Annotated in this window: 13 protein-coding genes and 1 riboswitch; of the genes, 2 read left to right on the plus strand and 11 right to left on the minus strand. The window is 72.3% G+C overall.

The genetic code is table 11. The annotated features are described in order from the left end of the window. Positions 1-6 precede the first annotated feature (6 nt). From murC to ACSNN8_RS36490, 11 genes are all read right to left on the minus strand, one after another. Complete coding sequence (gene murC, locus ACSNN8_RS36440; protein WP_436654722.1) at positions 7-1,437, minus strand: UDP-N-acetylmuramate--L-alanine ligase; 1,431 nt, start codon at positions 1,435-1,437, stop codon at positions 7-9. 28 nt (positions 1,438-1,465) lie between these two features. Further along, positions 1,466-2,578 (minus strand): undecaprenyldiphospho-muramoylpentapeptide beta-N-acetylglucosaminyltransferase, encoded by a 1,113-nt coding sequence (gene murG, locus ACSNN8_RS36445; protein WP_436654723.1) that lies wholly within the window; start codon positions 2,576-2,578, stop codon positions 1,466-1,468. Next, a complete protein-coding gene (locus ACSNN8_RS36450; RefSeq protein ID WP_436654724.1) occupies positions 2,578-3,960 on the minus strand; it encodes an FtsW/RodA/SpoVE family cell cycle protein in 1,383 nt (460 codons plus the stop codon). The genes murG and ACSNN8_RS36450 overlap by 1 nt, the downstream gene beginning before the upstream one ends. Before the next feature lie 65 nt (positions 3,961-4,025). Then, positions 4,026-5,129 (minus strand): phospho-N-acetylmuramoyl-pentapeptide-transferase, encoded by a 1,104-nt coding sequence (gene mraY, locus ACSNN8_RS36455; protein ID WP_436654725.1) that lies wholly within the window; start codon positions 5,127-5,129, stop codon positions 4,026-4,028. After that, a complete protein-coding gene (locus ACSNN8_RS36460) occupies positions 5,126-6,511 on the minus strand; it encodes a UDP-N-acetylmuramoyl-tripeptide--D-alanyl-D-alanine ligase (protein WP_436654726.1) in 1,386 nt (461 codons plus the stop codon). The genes mraY and ACSNN8_RS36460 overlap by 4 nt, the downstream gene beginning before the upstream one ends. Then, complete coding sequence (locus tag ACSNN8_RS36465; RefSeq protein ID WP_436654727.1) at positions 6,508-8,022, minus strand: UDP-N-acetylmuramoyl-L-alanyl-D-glutamate--2,6-diaminopimelate ligase; 1,515 nt, start codon at positions 8,020-8,022, stop codon at positions 6,508-6,510. Before ACSNN8_RS36465 ends, ACSNN8_RS36460 begins: the two co-directional genes overlap by 4 nt. A 52-nt stretch (positions 8,023-8,074) precedes the next feature. Continuing rightward, positions 8,075-10,363: a penicillin-binding transpeptidase domain-containing protein gene (locus ACSNN8_RS36470; protein WP_436654728.1), complete on the minus strand. Its 2,289-nt coding sequence runs from the start codon at positions 10,361-10,363 to the stop codon at positions 8,075-8,077. Between the two features lie 75 nt (positions 10,364-10,438). Then, positions 10,439-11,500, minus strand: coding sequence for a hypothetical protein (locus ACSNN8_RS36475; protein ID WP_436654729.1), 1,062 nt, complete (start codon positions 11,498-11,500; stop codon positions 10,439-10,441). Beyond that, positions 11,497-12,570, minus strand: coding sequence for a 16S rRNA (cytosine(1402)-N(4))-methyltransferase RsmH (rsmH, locus tag ACSNN8_RS36480; RefSeq protein WP_436654730.1), 1,074 nt, complete (start codon positions 12,568-12,570; stop codon positions 11,497-11,499). The genes ACSNN8_RS36475 and rsmH overlap by 4 nt, the downstream gene beginning before the upstream one ends. A 273-nt stretch (positions 12,571-12,843) precedes the next feature. After that, a complete protein-coding gene (gene mraZ, locus ACSNN8_RS36485; RefSeq protein ID WP_436654731.1) occupies positions 12,844-13,275 on the minus strand; it encodes a division/cell wall cluster transcriptional repressor MraZ in 432 nt (143 codons plus the stop codon). A 628-nt stretch (positions 13,276-13,903) separates the two neighbouring features. Beyond that, a complete protein-coding gene (locus ACSNN8_RS36490) occupies positions 13,904-14,668 on the minus strand; it encodes a C40 family peptidase (protein WP_436654732.1) in 765 nt (254 codons plus the stop codon). 54 nt (positions 14,669-14,722) lie between these two features. Next, a riboswitch (cyclic di-AMP (ydaO/yuaA leader) is annotated at positions 14,723-14,859 on the minus strand. 506 nt (positions 14,860-15,365) lie between these two features. Between ACSNN8_RS36490 and ACSNN8_RS36495 the strand changes: the two genes are divergently transcribed. After that, positions 15,366-16,586 (plus strand): MurT ligase domain-containing protein, encoded by a 1,221-nt coding sequence (locus ACSNN8_RS36495; RefSeq protein WP_436655553.1) that lies wholly within the window; start codon positions 15,366-15,368, stop codon positions 16,584-16,586. Next, positions 16,576-17,286 (plus strand): type 1 glutamine amidotransferase, encoded by a 711-nt coding sequence (locus tag ACSNN8_RS36500; RefSeq protein WP_436654733.1) that lies wholly within the window; start codon positions 16,576-16,578, stop codon positions 17,284-17,286. The genes ACSNN8_RS36495 and ACSNN8_RS36500 overlap by 11 nt, the downstream gene beginning before the upstream one ends. The last annotated feature ends 77 nt before the right edge of the window (positions 17,287-17,363 follow it).

Consider the following 17,363-nt stretch of genomic DNA (forward strand, 5'->3'; position numbering starts at 1 on the left):
GCGCCCCTACGCCGTCCGGTCGGCTTCGTCCAGCGCGGCGAGCAGCTCGTCGCCCATCAGCGAGATCGGCGGCGCGCCCATGGTCACCACGACGTCGCCCGGCCGGCTGCGGCGCACGACCTCGGCCGGCACGTCCTCCCAGTCGGGCACGAAGACCTTCTGCTCGGCGGGCAGGTCGATCGCGGCGGTCAGCGCCACCCCGCCCTCGCCGGGCCGGCGCACCTCGCCGGGCCCGAAGACCTCCATGCAGATGACCTGGTCGGCGATGCCCAGCCCGTCGGCGAGCTCGGCCTGCAGGTCGCGGGTGCGGTAGACCCGGTACGGCTGGAACACCACCAGCAGGCGCCCGTCGCCGGCCACCTCGCGCAGCGTGCGCAGCGCCGCCTTGACCGAGGTCGGGTGGTACGCGTACTCGTCGTAGACCCGCACGCCGGCCGCGATGCCCTTGCGCTCGAAGCGCCGCCGCACCCCGGGGAACGCCGCCAGCGCCTCGACGATCTTGTCGAGCGGCAGCCCGAGCCGCAGCGCGGTCAGCACCGCCGCCGCGCTGTTGAGGCCCATGTGCTTGCCCGGCAGCGCCAGCTTGATCTCGCCGAGCGGCTTGCCGTCGAGCTCGGCGGTGTAGCGCACGCCGCTGACGGCCGACACGACGTCGCCGATCCGCAGGTCGGCGCCGGGCGATTCGCCGTACGTGTAGACGGTCCTGCCCTTGGCGCGCAGCGCGGCGATCAGCTCCTGGGTGCCGGGGTCGTCGGCGCAGGTGACCACGAAGCCGTCGGGGGCCGCCAGCTCGGCGAACTGGAGGAAGCCCGCCTTGAGCCCGTCGAGGTCGCCCCAGTTGTTGAGGTGGTCGCCCTCGATGTTCGTGACGATCGCGACGTGCGGCCGGTAGATCAGGAACGACTTGTCGCTCTCGTCGGCCTCGGCCACGAAGTGCGGCCCGGTGCCGTGGTGGCCGTTCGAGCCGGCCTCGCTGATCTCGCCGCCGATCACGAACGACGGGTCCTGCCCGGCGTGCTGCAGGATCACCGTCATGATCGAGGTCGTGGTCGTCTTGCCGTGGGTGCCCGCCACCGCGATCGTCTGGCGGTTGGTCATCGCCGCGGCCAGCGCCTCGGAGCGGTGCAGGACGCGCAGCCCGCGCCGGCGCGCCTCGGCGAGCTCGAGGTGGTCGTACGGGATGGCGGTGGAGTAGACGACCGTGTCGACGCCGTCGAGGTTCTCGGCGACGTGCGACATGTGCACCGTGCCGCCCAGCGCGCGCAGCCCGGCCAGCGCGGGCCACTCGCGCAGCTCGCTGCCCGACACCGGGACGCCCCGGGTGAGCAGCAGCCGCGCCAGCCCGGCCATGCCGACCCCGCCGATGCCGATGAGGTGCACGCTGCCCAGGTCCTCGGCGGTCAACTCGCCGGCCGGCCGCAGCTCCGCCGTGTTCACAGGTTCGCTCCTCCAAGCGCGGGAAAAGTCATCGGGCCTTGGCCACCGCTTCGAGAACGAACTCGAGCAGCGCCTCGTCACCGTCGCGACGACCGTACCGGGCGGCCGCCTGGCCCATCGCGGCGAGGCGGTGGGGGTCCCGCGCCAGCGGGATGACCTGCTGCTCGATCCACTCGGGAGTGACGTCGTCGTTGGCGACCAGCACGCCGCCGCCGGCCTGGACCACCGGCTGGGCGTTGCGCGTCTGCTCCTGGTTGCTGTACGGGTAGGGGACGTAGATCGCCGGCACGCCGAGCGCCGTCGTCTCGGCCACCGTGATCGCGCCGCCGCGGCAGAGCATGAGGTCGGCCGCCGCGTACCCCAGGTGCATGTCGGACAGGTAGGGCAGCACCCGGTAGGGCACCGGGAGGTCGGCCGGCACGTCGAACGGGTCGTTGCGGCCGCCCTGCACGTGCAGCACCTGGACGCCCGCGTGGGTCAGGCGCTTGGCGGCCGCGGCGACGGCGAGGTTGATCGTGCGGGCGCCGGACGAGCCGCCCGAGACGAACAGCACCGGCAGGTCGGGGCGCAGCCCGAAGTGCTGGAGCGCCTGGGGGCGCAGCGCCGCGCGGTCGAGGCGGGTGAGCGCGGTGCGCAGCGGGACGCCGACCACGCGCGCGTCCTTGAGCGACTCGGCCTGCTGCGGCTGCTGCGGGAAGCCGACCGCGACGTTTTTCGTGAACCGCATGCCCATCCGGTTGGCGACGCCCGGCGGCACGTTGACCTCGTGGATGACGATCGGCACCTCGCGCCGCCACGCCGCCAGATAGGCCGGGACCGAGACGTAGCCGCCGAAGCCGACCACCACGTCGGCCTTGACCTCGTCGAGCACCTTGCCCGCCGCGTGCGCCGACTTCCACATGCGGTCGGGCGTGCGGATCAGGTTGAGGTTCAGCGACCGCGGCAGCTGGAACGCGGGAATCACGCGCAGGTCGTAGCCGGCCGGCGGGATCAGCTCGTTCTCCATGCCCTGCGGGCTGCCCAGCGTGGTGATCAGCACCTCGGGATAGTGCCGCTTGATGGCGTCGGCGAAGGCCAGCAGCGGATAGATGTGACCGCCGGTGCCCCCTCCGGCGAGCACGACTGACCGCAGCAACCCCATTACCGTCTCCTCCCGCTCCCCGCCTCCGTCGTGGCCCGGGCGGGCGCAGCCCGCCGCGGTGACGGGGGAAGCGGCGGCAGCGGGGCCCAGACTAGCCGTACCCATCTCGCGGGCGGACGCGCGTTCAGCGCACGTGACGCACCCGGCTCGGCGCGGGCGAACGAGGCAAGCATGCCGACCGCCGCCATGGTCACGACCAGCGCGCTGCCACCTGCGGAGATGAACGGCAGCGGCAGGCCGGTGATCGGCAGCATGCCGGTCACGCCGCCGATGTTGATGACGGCCTGCGCGACCAGCCACGTGGTGATCGCGGCGGCAGCCAGCCGGCGGAACGGGTCCTGCGAGCGGCGGGCGATCCGGAACCCGGTGTACGCCAGCACCGAGAACAACGCCAGGATGACCGTGCAGCCGACCACGCCGAGCTCCTCGGCGACCACCGCGAAGATGAAGTCGTTGTCGGCCTCGGGCAGCCAGTTCCACTTGAGCGCGCCCTTGCCCAGCCCGACCCCGAACCAGCCGCCCTCGAAGATCGCCGAGCGGGCCTGGATGAGCTGGTAGCAGGGGCCGTCGAGGTCGCACTGGTCGAGCGGCTGCAGGAAGTTGGTGAGCCGGGCCAGCCGGTAGTTCTCCGCCCCGGCCTCGCCCGAGCCCGCGCCGCCGGACGCGGCCGCGATCAGCAGGCTGATGCCGGCCAGGCCGAGCACGCCCAGCGCGGCGAAGATCCGCAGGCGGATGCCGGCCGCCCACAGCAGGCCGACGATCAGCGCGAGCAGCACCAGCATGCTGCCCAGGTCGTTGTAGCCGACCAGCACGAACAGCAGGCCGATCACCGGGAACAGCGGCCGGGACAGCTCCCGCCAGTGCCCCAGCGCCGCCCCTTTGCGCGCCACCACGTCGGCGCCCCACAGCACCAGGCCCAGCTTGGCGAGCTCGGCGGGCTGCAGGCCGATCGGGCCCAGATAGAGCCAGAGCAGCTCGGCGTGGATCGGGCCGATCTGCGGCTGTTTCAGCAGCCCGACGGAGGCGAGCGCCTCGAGCAGGTCGAGGATGCCCAGCAGCACGATCGCCGCGCCCAGCACGTACTTGCCGACGTCGCGCAGCGTGCGGGCGGGCAGGCGCTGGCAGACCCAGAACGCGAACAGGCCGAGCAGCGCGAAGACGGCCTGGTTGGCGATCGCGCTGAAGGCGTTGCCGTTCTCGGCGTACGCCTTGACGCTGGTCGCCGAGAAGACCATGGTGAGGCCGATCAGCAGCAGCAGACCCGAGCTCGCCAGCAGCAGGTAGTACGAGGAGAGCGGACGCGCCAGCATCCCGTGCACCGCGGGCAGCAGCTGCCGGCTCAGTGACGGGCGGGGTTCCTGCTGAATCCGGTCTTCCGCCATGCGCTCATCTTCGTCCCGGCGGCACGCCCCGCCGTGTCACAGCGAGGGCGTGTCGCGGGAGAGATCTATCCCATGACGGCGAGGAAGTCCGAGTAGAACAGGCCGAGGCCGATCGCCACGCAGATGCCCGCCACGATCCAGAACCGCACCACGATGTTGACCTCGCTCCACCCCGCGAGCTCGAAGTGGTGCTGCAGCGGCGACATGCGGAACACCCGCTTGCCGGTGGTCTTGAACGAGATGATCTGGATGACCACGGACATCGTGATGATGACGAACAGGCCGCCGATGATGACCGACAGCAGCGTGGTGCGGGTGGCCACGGCCAGGCCGCCGATCAGGCCGCCGAGCCCGAGCGCGCCGGTGTCGCCCATGAAGATGCGTGCCGGCGACGTGTTCCACCACAGGAAGCCCACGCAGGCGGCCGCCGCGGCCGCCGCGATCATGGCGATCTCCAGCGGGTCCCGCACCTGGTAGCAGTAGTCGTTGACCCGCGCGTAGTCGGAGTCGCCGCACCAGTGCCGGTACTGCCAGAAGCCGATCAGGGCGTACGCCCCCAGCACCAGGATCGAGGCGCCGGTGGCCAGGCCGTCGAGGCCGTCGGTGAGGTTCACGCCGTTCGACATGGCCATGATGACGAAGACGAAGACCAGCACCGAGCCGATCTTGCCGACGTCGAGCCAGCTGATGTCGCGGATGAACGAGATGCTCTCGCTGGCCACCGTCTCGCCGTTGGTGCTCGGCACGTAGAGCGCGACGATGGCGAACGCGCCGCCGACGATCAGCTGGCCGAGCAGCTTGCCCTTGGCGCTCAGGCCGTCGGAGTTGCGGCGGCGCACCTTGAGGAAGTCGTCGAGGAACCCGACGACGCCGCAGAACACGAACAGGCCGAGCAGCACGAGCGCCGTCATGGTCGGCGACTCCTGCGCGATCTGCCGATCGGGCAGCGTGGTCAGCGCGATGTGCCCGGCCACGTACGCGAAGACGGTGGCCACGATGAACGCGACCCCGCCCATCGTGGGCGTGCCCTTCTTGCCCTGGTGGGTGGCCGGCCCGAGGGTACGGATCGGCTGGCCCGCCTTGAGCGCCGTGAAGACGCGGATCGCCACCGGGGTGCCGAACAGCGAGATGATGAACGCGACCGCGGCCGCGACGATGACTGCCCTCACGGGCGAACCTCCTCGGGGCGCAGTGAGTCCACCACGTCCCACGTGCGGTACCGGGAACCCTTGACCAGCACGACGTCGCCGCCGTGCAGGTCGCCCGCCAGCAGCGCGATGGCGGCGGCCTGGTCGGGCACGACGACGGCCTCGCCCTTCCAGCCCTCGACAGTGTGCGCGCCGTCGGCAACGGGCGCGGCCTCGTGGCCGACGACGACGAGCCGGTCCACGCCGAGCTCGGCGGCGAGCCGGCCCACCTCCTCGTGGCCGGAGCGCTCGTGCTCGCCCAGCTCGGCCATGTAGCCGAGCACGGCGGTGGCGCGCCGGCCGCCGGCCATCGCGGCGAGCGCGTGCAGCGCGGCCGCCGTCGACGACGGGTTGGCGTTGTACGAGTCGTCGATCACCGTGGCGCCGTCGGGCCGGGTGAAGACGTCCATCCGGCGGCTCGAGACGATGCCGACCTCGCCCAGCGCGGTGGCCAGCTCCTCGAACGGCATCCCGGCCGCCAGCGCGACCGCGCCCGCGGCGAGGGTGTTCGCCACCTGGTGGCGCCCCGCCACGGCCAGCTTCACCGCGGCCACGCGGGCCCCGGAATGCATCCTGTAGGACGCTCGGCCGCCGTCGTCGAGGCGGACCTCCGACGCGCGCAGATCCGAAATGTCGGATTCGCCCACGAGGACGATGCGGGCGCGGGTGCGCGACGCCATCCCGGAGACCAGCGGGTCGTCGGCGTTGAGCACGGCGACGCCGTCGGCCGGCAGCGCCTCCACCAGCTCACCCTTGGCCCGCGCGGTCCCCTCGACCGACCCGAACTCCCCGATGTGGGCGGCCCCGACGTTGAGCACCGCGCCGATCGACGGCCGCGCGATGTCGGTGAGGTAGCGGATGTGCCCGATGCCGCGCGCGCCCATCTCCAGCACGAGGAACCGCGTCTCGGTGGTCGCCTGCAGGACCGTGTACGGGAACCCGAGCTCGTTGTTGAGCGACCCGGCCGGCGCCACGGTCGGCCCCAGCCGCGCGAGCAGCTGGCCGATGTAGTCCTTCGTGGTCGTCTTGCCGCTGGAGCCGGTGAGCCCGACGACGGTGAGCCCGTCCAGCCGGGTGACCACGGCCTGGGCCAGCGCGGCGAGCGCCACCAGCGGCTCGGCGACCAGCACGCCGGGCTGCCCGGTGTCGCGGGTGCTCAGCACGGCGGCGGCCCCGGCGGCGACCGCGGTGCCCGCGTACTCGTGCCCGTCGACCTTCTCGCCCTCGAACGCGACGAACAGCCCGCCCGGCTCGATCTTGCGGGAGTCGTACTCCACTCCCCCGGTGACCGCGAGCCCGGGTTCCGCGTTCACCATGCGGCCGCCGGTGATCTCCGCGATCTCCGCCAGCGTCAGACGGATCACGACACGCCTCCGGCCGCGGCGGTCAGCGCCTCGGCGAGCTCGATCCGGTCGTCGAACGGCAGCATCTGCCCGTCCACCTCCTGGCCCCGCTCGTGTCCCTTGCCCAGCAGCGCGATCACGTCGCCCCCGGCAGCCAGCCGGACCGCCTCGTCGATCGCGGCGCGCCGCCCCGGAATTTCGATGATCTTCGCGGCCGAGCCGGCCTGCTCCGCACCGGCGCGCACCGCGGCCCGCACCGCGGCGGGGTCCTCGGTGCGGGGGTTGTCGTCGGTGACGATCACGAGGTCGGCGCCGCGCGCCGCCGCCGCGCCCATCAGCGGGCGCTTGCCCTTGTCGCGGTCGCCGCCCGCGCCGATCAGGCAGATCAGCCGGCCGCCGCGCCCGGTCGCGAGCTCGCGCAGCGCGGCCAGGGCGGCCACGATCGCGTCGGGCTTGTGCGCGTAGTCCACCACGCCGAGCACCTCGCCCGGGGCGGTCACCTGCTCGAGCCGGCCGGGAACGCCCGGGCACGCGGCGATCCCGCGCGCGGCGACCTGCGGGTCGACCCCGGCGGCCACCAGCGAGGCCAGCGCGAGCAACGCGTTCGCGACGTTGTGCCGGCCGGGCAGCGCCACCCCGGCGTGCACCTCGGCGCCCGGGCCGTGCGCGGTGAACCGCTGGCCGAACGCGGACGGGCGCACGTCGGAGGCCCACCAGGTCGCCGCGGGGTCGCCGGCGGCGGAGTAGCTGATCGTGGTGCGCTTGAACAGCGGGCGCAGCGCCGGGTCGTCGAAGTTGAGCACCTCGAACTGGCAGCGGCCGTCGAACAGCTTCGCCTTGGCCGCGAAGTAGTCGTCGGCGTCGGCGTGGAAGTCGAGGTGGTCGAGGCCGAAGTTGGTGTAGCCGCCGACCGTGAACCCGATGCCGCCGACCCGGCCGACCGCGAGCGCGTGGCTGGACACCTCCATCACCACGGCGCCGACCCCGCGCTCCAGGCCCGCGGCGAGGATCGCGTGCACGTCGGTGGCCTCGGGGGTGGTGCGCACGCTCGGCACGACCAGGTCGCCGATGCGGGTCTCGACCGTGCCGATCAGCCCGGTGACCACTCCGGACGCGCGCAGGCCCGACTCCACGAGGTACGCCGTGGAGGTCTTGCCCGCCGTGCCGGTGATGCCGATCATCGTGAGCCGGCCGGAGGGGTCGCCGTAGATCGCGGCCGCCGCCGTGCCGAGCACCGCCCGCGGGTCGTCGGCCACCAGAACCGGCAGCCCGGCGGCCACCGCGGCGTCCCGGCCGGTCGCGTCGGTCAGCACCGCGGCCGCGCCCGCCGCCGCCACGTCGGCCACGAACTCGGCGCCGTGGCGGTTGGCTCCCGGCAGGGCCGCGTAGAGGTCGCCGGGGCGCACCGCGCGGCTGTCGTGCGTGATGCCGGTGACCTCGGCGTCCGCGCCGGTCAGCGTGGCCGGCAGCAGAGCCGCCAGACGTGCCAGCCGATAGGGGACGACGGTCTCGGGACGGGGAATGCCGGGCACGGCGTCAGACCCTACCCCGTGCCCGGCTTCGTACGGAAAACGCCATGCTCGCTCACGGATGGATCTTGAACGTGGGCGGCTCGGTGGTCGACGGCGGAACGCGGTAGTGCAGCAGCGCGAACGACATCATCTTCGCGAACGCCGGCGCCGCCACGTCGCCGCCGGTGCCCCTCGGCACGTCCGCCGACACCGCGATGACGTACCGCGGGTTCTCGGCCGGCGCCATGCCGATGAACGAGCCGTAGTTGGCGCTGGTGTACTGCCCGTCGATCAGCCGCTTGCCGGTGCCGGTCTTGCCCGCCACCCGGTAGCCGCCGACGGCCGCCTGGGTACCCGTGCCGCCGTCGTTGTCGACCACGGCCTCCATCATGGTCCGCAGCTGCGACGCCACCTCCGGATCGAGCACGCGGCGCCGCTCCGGAGCCGCGGCCTCGGTCACCCGGCCGTCCTTGCCCGAGGTCATCGACTTGATCAGGTGCGGCTGCACGTACTCGCCGTCGTTCGCGATCGCCGCGTAGCCGGCCGCCATCTGGATCAGCGTGGCGTCCACGCTCATGCCCAGCGGCACCGAGCCCGACGCCGAGCCGCTCCACTGATCCGGCGGGAGGATGTGGCCCTCCGCCTCGCCCGGCATGCCCTCGCCGGTCGCCCGGCCCAGCCCGAACTTCTGCTGGTACTCGTAGACCTTCTCCTTGCCGAGCTTGTCGGCGATGAGGATCGTGCCCACGTTGGACGAGTACGCCAGCAGGCCCGGCAGCGTCATCTTGGTGCCCTTGGGCTGCATGTGGCTGTCCTGGAAGCGGTAGCCGCCGCGCTCCAGGGCCGGGCCGATGGTCATGATGGTGTCCGGCTTGATCAGCCCCTCCTGCAGGGCCGCGCCGAAGATGAACGCCTTGTGGACCGAGCCGGGGTCGGCCACGATGCTGCTCGGCACGTCCTCGCGCTCGGTCGGCTCGTAGGCGTCGGGCTTCGCGGCGTTGTAGGTGGGGTAGCTCGCCTGCGCCAGCACCTCGCCGGTCCGCACGTCGAGCACCACCGCGCCGGCCATCGTGGCCTTGGTGCGCTTGCCCTCCTCGCCGAGGATCCGCTGCACCTCGTACTGCAGGTCGCCGTCGATGGTGAGGTTGAGCGAGGTGCCGGGCTGCGGGGCGACGTACGTCTCGTAGCCGCTCGGGATCGGCTTGTTGAGGTCGCCCTTGCCGATCTCGAAGACGCGCTCGCCGTCGGTGCCGCGCAGCAGCGAGTCGTACCGCGCCTCCAGCCCCTCGAGGCCGGAGTTGTCCGCGCCGGTGAACCCGATCAGGTTGGCGGCCAGGTCGGCGTTGGGCACGTCGCGGCGCTCGTCCTCCTTGACCACGATGCCGGGCAGCTTCATGGCGGCGATGCGGTCGCCCACCGAGATGTCGACGCCCTGCGCGAGGAACTCGAACCGGGACTGCCCGCCGCCGGGCCGCTTGTGCGGGGTCATCAGCGGGATCAGCTTGGACTGCGCCACGCGGATGATCGGCGAGAGGATGGCCGCGGTCCGCGCCGGGTCCTTGACCAGCTCGGGGTCCGCGCCGACGAACCGGGCGTCGACGCTGTGCGCGAGCACGGTGCCGTCGCGGTCGAGGATGCTGCCCCGCGGCGCCGGCAGCCGCACCTCGGCGAGCCGGTCCTCACGCAGCTCCAGCAGCCGGTCGGCGTCCGCGGGCGACGCGGCGACCTGCAGGATCACGAGCCGCACGCCGATCATCACGAACAGCGAGAGCGCCACGACGGCGCCGATCCGCAGACGCCGGGTGCTGTTGGCCAGCTTGGGCGGCTCGGGCGTGACCGCGCGCAGGGCACGGTCGACCCGCGGTCCGGTCACGGTCCGCCGGGGTCCCGGTTTCCCCGCCGTACGGGTGGGGGCCGCGGCGCGGCTCGGCCGGGCGGCCCTGGCCGCGGTCGTCCGGCCGCGGGCCTTGTCGGCGACCGTGCGGGTGGCGGCCGTGCGGGCGACCGTCCGTCCGCGGCGGCGCTCCGGAGCGGTGGGCGGCTCGTCGTCGAGCTCGGGCTCGGGCTCGGGCCGGCGGCTGCGCGGCGGCTGCTTCTTCTCCGGCCGCTCGCGGGCGTCCCGCGGCTGCCGGGTGCGCGGCTCGGCCTCGGCCTGCCGGCCCCGGCGCGGCGGCTGACCGCCGTCGAGCACCTGCAGCGCGGGGCGGAACGGGTCGGTGGTGCGGGCGGCCCGCGGCGAGCGGGTGCGCTGGTCGCGTTCGGCCACGGTGCGCCCGCGCGGGGTGTACGCCCGCGCGTCGCCGATGCCGCCGAACCCGCGGCCCTGCCGGCCCCCGGGCGTCGCGTCCTCGTCGGCGGGCACGTCACGAGACGTGCCGCGCCGGGGCTGAGTGCCCCGGCGCGGTGGAGTGTCGTCGGATCGAGGCGGCATCCGGACCTACCGCCCGGTGCCCGTGCCGGCGGCGGGCGCCCCGGCGCCCGGGCGCTCGACCGGCTCGAGGTACGTCGGCGACTGCCTGCCGCGGGCCGGCTTGGGCACGTTGATGATGTGGCCGTCCGGCAGCCGCAGCTGGGCGACCTCCTGGATGTTCGCCCGCACCAGCCCCAGCCGGCGGGCCGCGGCGTCGAGGTTGCCGATGCTCGACGCCTCGACCAGCTGGTTGTCCAGCTCCTGCCGCTGGTTCTCCAGCACGGTGTTCTGGTTCTGCAGGTCGGCGATGCGGAACGAGTTCTCGTTGGTCTTCGTGTTGATCAGCAGAATGCCGAGCACCCCGACGACCACGAGCCCGATGACGCCCGCGACGAACGGCGCCCGCGGCCCGCCCTGGATCGGCGGCGGCGGGGCGACCCGCAGACGCGGCGCCCCGGCGGCGGCGTCGGTGGCGCGCAGCGGCTCGGCGGCGGTCACCTCGATCTGCAGCGCCGTGGCGCCGTCGACCGGAGCGTCCACCTTGTTCCGCTCCGCGGCCAGACGACCCCGCACGCCCGCCACGATCGCGTTCTTGTCCGGCCCGAGCGAGATCTTGCGCTCCCGCCCGGCACGCACCCCGGCGTCCGCCTGGCCGCTCACTCCGCCGCGCGCCTCGGCCCGTACGGCCTCGCTCGCCCGCGACTTCGCCCGCACACCCTCGGTGTCGCGCCCCTTGGCCCGGACGCCCTCGGTGTCCCGCGCCTTGGCCCGGACTCCCTCGGCGCGGACGCCGTCGGTCCGGCCCGTGCGGGAACGCCCCTCGCGAGCCTCGGCCCGCGCGCGAGCCTCGGCCCGCGCGCGGGCCTCCCCCCGCTCGCGGCTTTCGTCCCGGTTCCGGATCCCTGACCGGCGCGTGTCGGATCGGCGCGGCCCGCCGTCCTGGTCCTCGGTGAAGTGCCGCGCCCCCCGGCCGGCACTTCCCGGGGCTTGCGCATCGCGGCTCGACCCCGTCTCGCGCCGCCCGGTGACCGGACGCTGCGGTTCCGCGGCCCGGCCCCCCGGCCGCGGCGCCTGGGTGCGCTCGCTCATGCTTTCCCCTCCCCCTCTTGCTGTTCCCCCGGGCGTAACCGCCCTCGTCCCCCGTGCGTTGTAGACAGTCGGGGCCGTTCGCGGGCGGCCCCGGAAGTGCCGTCGTGCCTGTCGAGCCGCTCCACCGCGCGCAGCTTCACCGAAGCCGCTCGCGGGTTGGCCGCCACCTCCTGCTCGCTGGGCGGCTCCGACCCCCTTGTCAGCAGCCGCAGCGTCGGACCCGTCCCGGGCAGCTCGACCGGCAGGTCGACCGGCCCGGTGCTGCGCGTCCTCGCGGTGAGCGCGCGCTTGACGATCCGGTCCTCCAACGATTGGTAGCTCATCACCACAAGGCGCCCTTTCGGGGCCAATGCGTCCAAGGCAGCCGGAACGGCAGCCTCGAGGGTGGCGAGCTCGCCATTTACCTCAATACGTAGCGCCTGAAACGTTCTTTTCGCGGGATTTCCACCCGTTCGCCGCGCGGCGGCCGGGATCGCGTCCTTCACCAGCTCGGCGAGCCGGGCGGTCGACGTGATCCGGCCCTTCTGCCGCTCCCGCACGATCGACGAGACGATCCGCTGCGCGAACTTCTCCTCGCCGTACGTGCGCAGGATCCGCACCAACTGGCCCGGCTCGTACTCGTTGACGACGTGCTCCGCGGTGAAGCCCGACGTCTGGTCCATCCGCATGTCCAGCGGAGCGTCCTGGGCGTACGCGAAACCGCGGTCCGCCTCGTCCAGCTGCAACGACGAGACGCCGAGGTCGAACAGTCCGCTGTGGATCGCCGGGACGTCGAGCCCGTCGAGCACCCGCGGCAGCTCGTCGTAGACCGCGTGCACCAGGTGCGTACGGCCGGCGAACCTGGCCAGACGGTGCCGCGAGTGAGCCAGCGCCTCCGTGTCCCGGTCGAGTCCGATCAGGACGACGTCCGGAAACCGCTCGAGCACCGCCTCCGCGTGCCCGCCGAGCCCGAGCGTGAAGTCCACGTGGACCGCGCCCGGCAGCCGGAGCGCCGGGGCGAGCAGCTCGAGGCAGCGCTCGAGCAGCACCGGCACGTGCGTGCCGCGCAGCTCCCCCATGTCGACCCCCATCGCCCCACCTCGACTGTCACGCGCGTCCGTCCCGGCACCGACCTGCCGGATCGTCGGTCACACTGCCGCGTCCCTACGTTTCCGCGGCTCGCCGGACGCCCGTCCGTACCGCCAGATCCCCATCCGCTCGTGCCCGTTGCCATCGGGCGCGCCCTGGGCCGGACACGCGCCTGGCGCCGGGGAAGAGGCGCCAGGAGCGGGAGCGGCTGGAGATCTCGCAGTACGGAGGCGGGGACGTCCGGGCCGTTCGCGGGCCCAGTCGAGTGCCACGCCTCACAGTCCGCCGGGCAGCACCCCCTCTTCGATGTCGGCGAACTCGTCCTCGCTGGCCGCGAGGTAGTCCTCCCAGGACCGCTTGTCCCAGATCTCGACGCGGGTGCTCGCGCCGATCACGACGAGCTCACGGTCGAGCGCCGCGTACTCCCGAAGGTGCACCGGGATGGTCACCCGCCCCTGCTTGTCCGGGATCTCGTCGTGCGCGCTGGCGAAGAAGACCCGGCTGTAGGCCCGGGCCGCCTTGTTCGTGACCGGCGCCTCGCGCAGCTGGCCGGCGATGCGCTGGAACTCCGGCATCGGGAACACGTACAAGCAGCGTTCCTGCCCCTTGGTGATCACGACACCTCCCGCCAGCTCATCACGGAACTTCGCCGGAAGGATCAGCCGCCCCTTGTCGTCGAGGCGCGGGGTGTGCGTGCCGAGGAACATCGGCCCTCACCCCCTGCCCTTGGCGGTTCGCGGTCCGCCTGTCAACTCGGGCCGGCAGGTCCCTCAGGTCAGTTCGACTCTCGGCCCTGCCACTGCGCTCCACTCTACTCCACTTCCCTCCACCCGCAAGCCGATTGGACGGGTTCGCGAACCCGCTTCACAGAAGAAACCGCAGCTCAACGACGTGGATGGGAAGTGGAGGGGAAGAGCATGATCAACCCCGTCCGGTTTCCGACATCCTGCCGTCCCCCTCGGAGAGAACCGGCACGAACACGCCCAAACCTCCCACCGACGGATGGTGTCAACCCCCGCGCGGGAGGAAAGTGGAGGGCCGCGTGGAGGGTTGTGGAGGATCACGGAGACGCTCGTGGAGGATCACGGGGACCGCTCGTCGAGGATCACGGAGACCGCTCGTCGAGGATCACGAGAAGCGTGAGCCGGGGCGCGGCTCGACCCTGCAAGCAGAGCCGGCCTCAGCACGGCCGGCGTTACGGGGTCCCGCCCCGGAAGCGAGCGGGCCGCTCGAAGGCGCCGGCGCGCTCGCGGACGGTGCGACCGTCCGCGGGAGACGACAGTGGGGCGCGACCGAACCGGTCGCGCCCCACTGAGTCGGTGATGCAAGCCGCCGTCAGGCCAGGCGACGCACCACGTAGTTCGAGCCGATCATCTTGCGCTTCGAGACCCGCGCACCGGTGTGCGGGGAGTCGTACATGTAGCCGCTGCCGGCGTAGATGCCGGCGTGGTACCCGTACGAGCCGTTGCGGAAGATGATGAGGTCGCCGACCTGCTTGTTGGACTTGGCGACCGACTTGCCGTAGTTCTGCTGCGAGTTGGCCTTGTGCGGCAGCTTCTTGCCGACGGCCTTGCGGTAGACCCACAGCGTGTAACCCGAGCAGTCGAAGCGGGACGGGCCGGCCGCGCCGAACTTGTAGAGCGACCCGACGTGCTTCTTGGCCTCGTTGATGATCTTCGCCCGGGCGGGCGACGACTTCGGCTTGACGACGACGTTGAACTGGCCGCCGCCGTTCGCCTTGTAGGTCGGCGTGCCCACGTAGTAGGCGCGCATCCGGCCGCTGGCGTGCGGCTCACCGGTCAGCGTGACGCTGCCCGACTTGCCGAGGCTCTTGGCCGTGAAGTTGACCCACTTGCCCTTGCGGAGCGCCTGGAGACGGACCGTCCCCGAGGTGACCACCTTGCCGTTGGTGGGGTTGATGAACTTGGCGGTCAGCTTGACCTTGCCGCCATAGGTCACCGTCCGCGTCGAGATCGACGAGCGGACCGAGGGCTTGATCTTGGCGCTGGCCGCAGCCTTGGCGACAGGAGCGGCGCTGGCGGCCGAGGGGGCCAGCAGCTGGCCTGCGCAGAGGCACAGACCCAGAGACAGTGCGATCACACCGGTGCCGGCCGTGCGGCGACCCCGGCTCGAACTGTGTTCGTGCACGGTAGAGATATCCCTCCGGCACGCCTGCGAGGTTAGCTGTCGGGTTCGGGCGGGAAGGTTGCCCGGCCACGCAAGCGCGGCTTCACCCCGAGGTTGCTCCGTGGTTCGCCACCGGAGCGGGTGGCGCGGAGCGGACCAGTAGTGGGTCCCCCGTCCCTGCCCCCGTATGCCTTTGTGGTTGGTGCGTGGTGCTCGGGTGGTCGCGTTGACCGGCCCGGGGCAGGGCTCGGCGTGAACCGGGTCTTCGCGAGTCGGCGAGCGGGTGCCGCCGGCCAGACCTTGCTACCTCAAATTTCGAAGCCGCGGGAGATCCGATTCGACTACTCAGCGTGTTTGGCATGAAGGACACTGTCCGATTTGCTACCGACCGGCGAGAAATGCCATGACGACAAGTAGTAGGAGAACTACAAATCGTAGAAGGTTACGCGTGAATCAGAACACATTATTGGCAGGAACCGAACGAGTGACCGAGGTCCCACATTCACTCTCCCGCAGTTTAAACCTCTTTCACCGGCCAAAATGTGCTCCGCCGAATCGTTGATCTCAATGCCCTTCCGTACGCGGCCGGACGGGCCGCCGGAACCGGGCTTGCGGCAACTCGACGTAACCTCCCGTTCCGGTACCCTCGTCTCCCGTGACGGACGGGAAGATGCCCCTGCGCGCCAAGGTCGCGACCTCAGTGTCCAAGACCGCGGCCGCGCTCTCGAGGGCCGCGGGACGCGGCGACGGCTCGGTCATCGGCGGGTGGATCGGCCTGAAGATCGACCCCGACCTGCTGGGCCACCTGGCGGCCGGCCGCGCGATCGCGCTGGTCTCCGGCACCAACGGCAAGACCACCACCACCCGGCTGGCGGCCGCCGCGCTCGGCGTGCTCGGCCCGGTGGCCACCAACTCCTTCGGCGCCAACATGCCCACCGGGCACACCTCGGCGCTGGCCAAGGCGGGCGCCACCCCGTTCGCGGTGCTCGAGGTCGACGAGCACTACCTGGCCCGGGTCATCGACGAGACCAGCCCCCGGGTGGTCGCGCTGCTCAACCTCTCGCGCGACCAGCTCGACCGGGCCAAGGAGGTCGCGATGATGGCGCAGATGTGGCGCACCGCGCTCGCCGGGCACCCCGACGTGGCCGTGGTCGCCAACGCCGACGACCCGATGGTGGTGTGGGCGGCCCGCGGCTCGCAGCACGTCACGTGGTTCAGCGCCGGGCAGCGCTGGACCGACGACTCATGGGTCTGCCCCGAGAGCGGCGACCCGATCGAGCGCGCCAACGGCGACTGGTGGTGCACCGGCTGCCCGCTGCGCCGGCCGCAGGCCCAGTGGCGCGTCGAGGAGGACGGCGTGGTCGACCCGCGCGGCGACTGGCACCTGGTGAAGCTGCAACTGCCCGGCACGGTCAACCTCGGCAACGCGGCGACCGCGCTGGCCGTGGCCGCCGCGTTCGGCGTACGCCCGATCGAGGCCCTTCCCCGGCTCGCGACGGTCGCCTCGGTGGCCGGCCGCTACGCCCAGGTCGACCGCGACGGGCGCAACATCCGCCTGCTGCTCGCGAAGAACCCGGCGAGCTGGCTCGAGGCGTTCGACATGGCCGAGCAGGCCCCGACGCTGCTCTCCATCAACGCCCGCGACCCCGACGGCTTCGACACCTCGTGGCTCTACGACGTCGACTTCTCGCCCCTGGGTGACCGGCCGGTGCTGATCACCGGCGACCGGGCGTACGACCTGGCCGTGCGCCTCGAGGTGAATGGAATCGCCTTCCGGCACGTGTTGAGTTTCGACGAGGCGGTCAGCACCGTGCCCATGGGCCGCCTCGAAGTGATCGCCAACTACACGGCGTTCCAGGACATCCGAGCGGAGTTGGACCGTGTCAACTGAAGCTTTGCGGATCGTCTGGATCTACCCTGACCTGCTCTCCACGTACGGCGACCGCGGCAACCTGCTGATCCTGGCCCGCCGCGCGGCGATCCGGGGCATCCCGGTGGAGACGTACGCGGTCCGGTCCGACCAGCCGATGCCCTCCACCGCCGACATCTACCTCATCGGCGGCGGCGAGGACGGCCCGCAGGCGCTCGCCGCCCAGCGGCTGATCGCCGACGGCGGCCTGCACCGGGCGGTCAACCAGGGCGCCGCGGTGCTGGCCATCTGCGCCGGTTACCAATTGTTCGGCCACTCGTTCTTCGCCAAGGGGGCCAAGTGCCCCGGCCTGGGCCTGCTCGACCTGCACTCCGACCGCGGCGAGACCCGCGCGGTCGGCGAGATCCGCGGCGACATCGACCCGCGGCTGGGCCTGCCCCCGCTGAGCGGTTTCGAGAACCACGGCGGTCGCACGCACCTGGGCCCCGGGGTCGCCCCGCTGGCGCGGGTGACTGCCGGAATTGGCAACGACGGTCAAACGGAGGGAGCATGGCACGGCAAGATCCTGGGAACCTACTCCCACGGGCCCGCGCTCGCTCGCAACCCAGCTATAGCCGATCTGCTACTGCGATGGGCGACCGGCGCGGATAGTCTTGCCCCGGTCGACGACACGTGGACCGACCGGCTGCGTGCCGAAAGGCTCGCCGCCGCCGGCGCCTGAAATCCTGACCCGACGAGCACTGGGCGGTATTCCTGCATGACTGACACCCTGATCGCCCCGCGGGGCGCACTCCTCGC

The organism is Actinoplanes sp. URMC 104 (assembly GCF_051386375.1).
Lineage (GTDB): Bacteria > Actinomycetota > Actinomycetes > Mycobacteriales > Micromonosporaceae > Actinoplanes.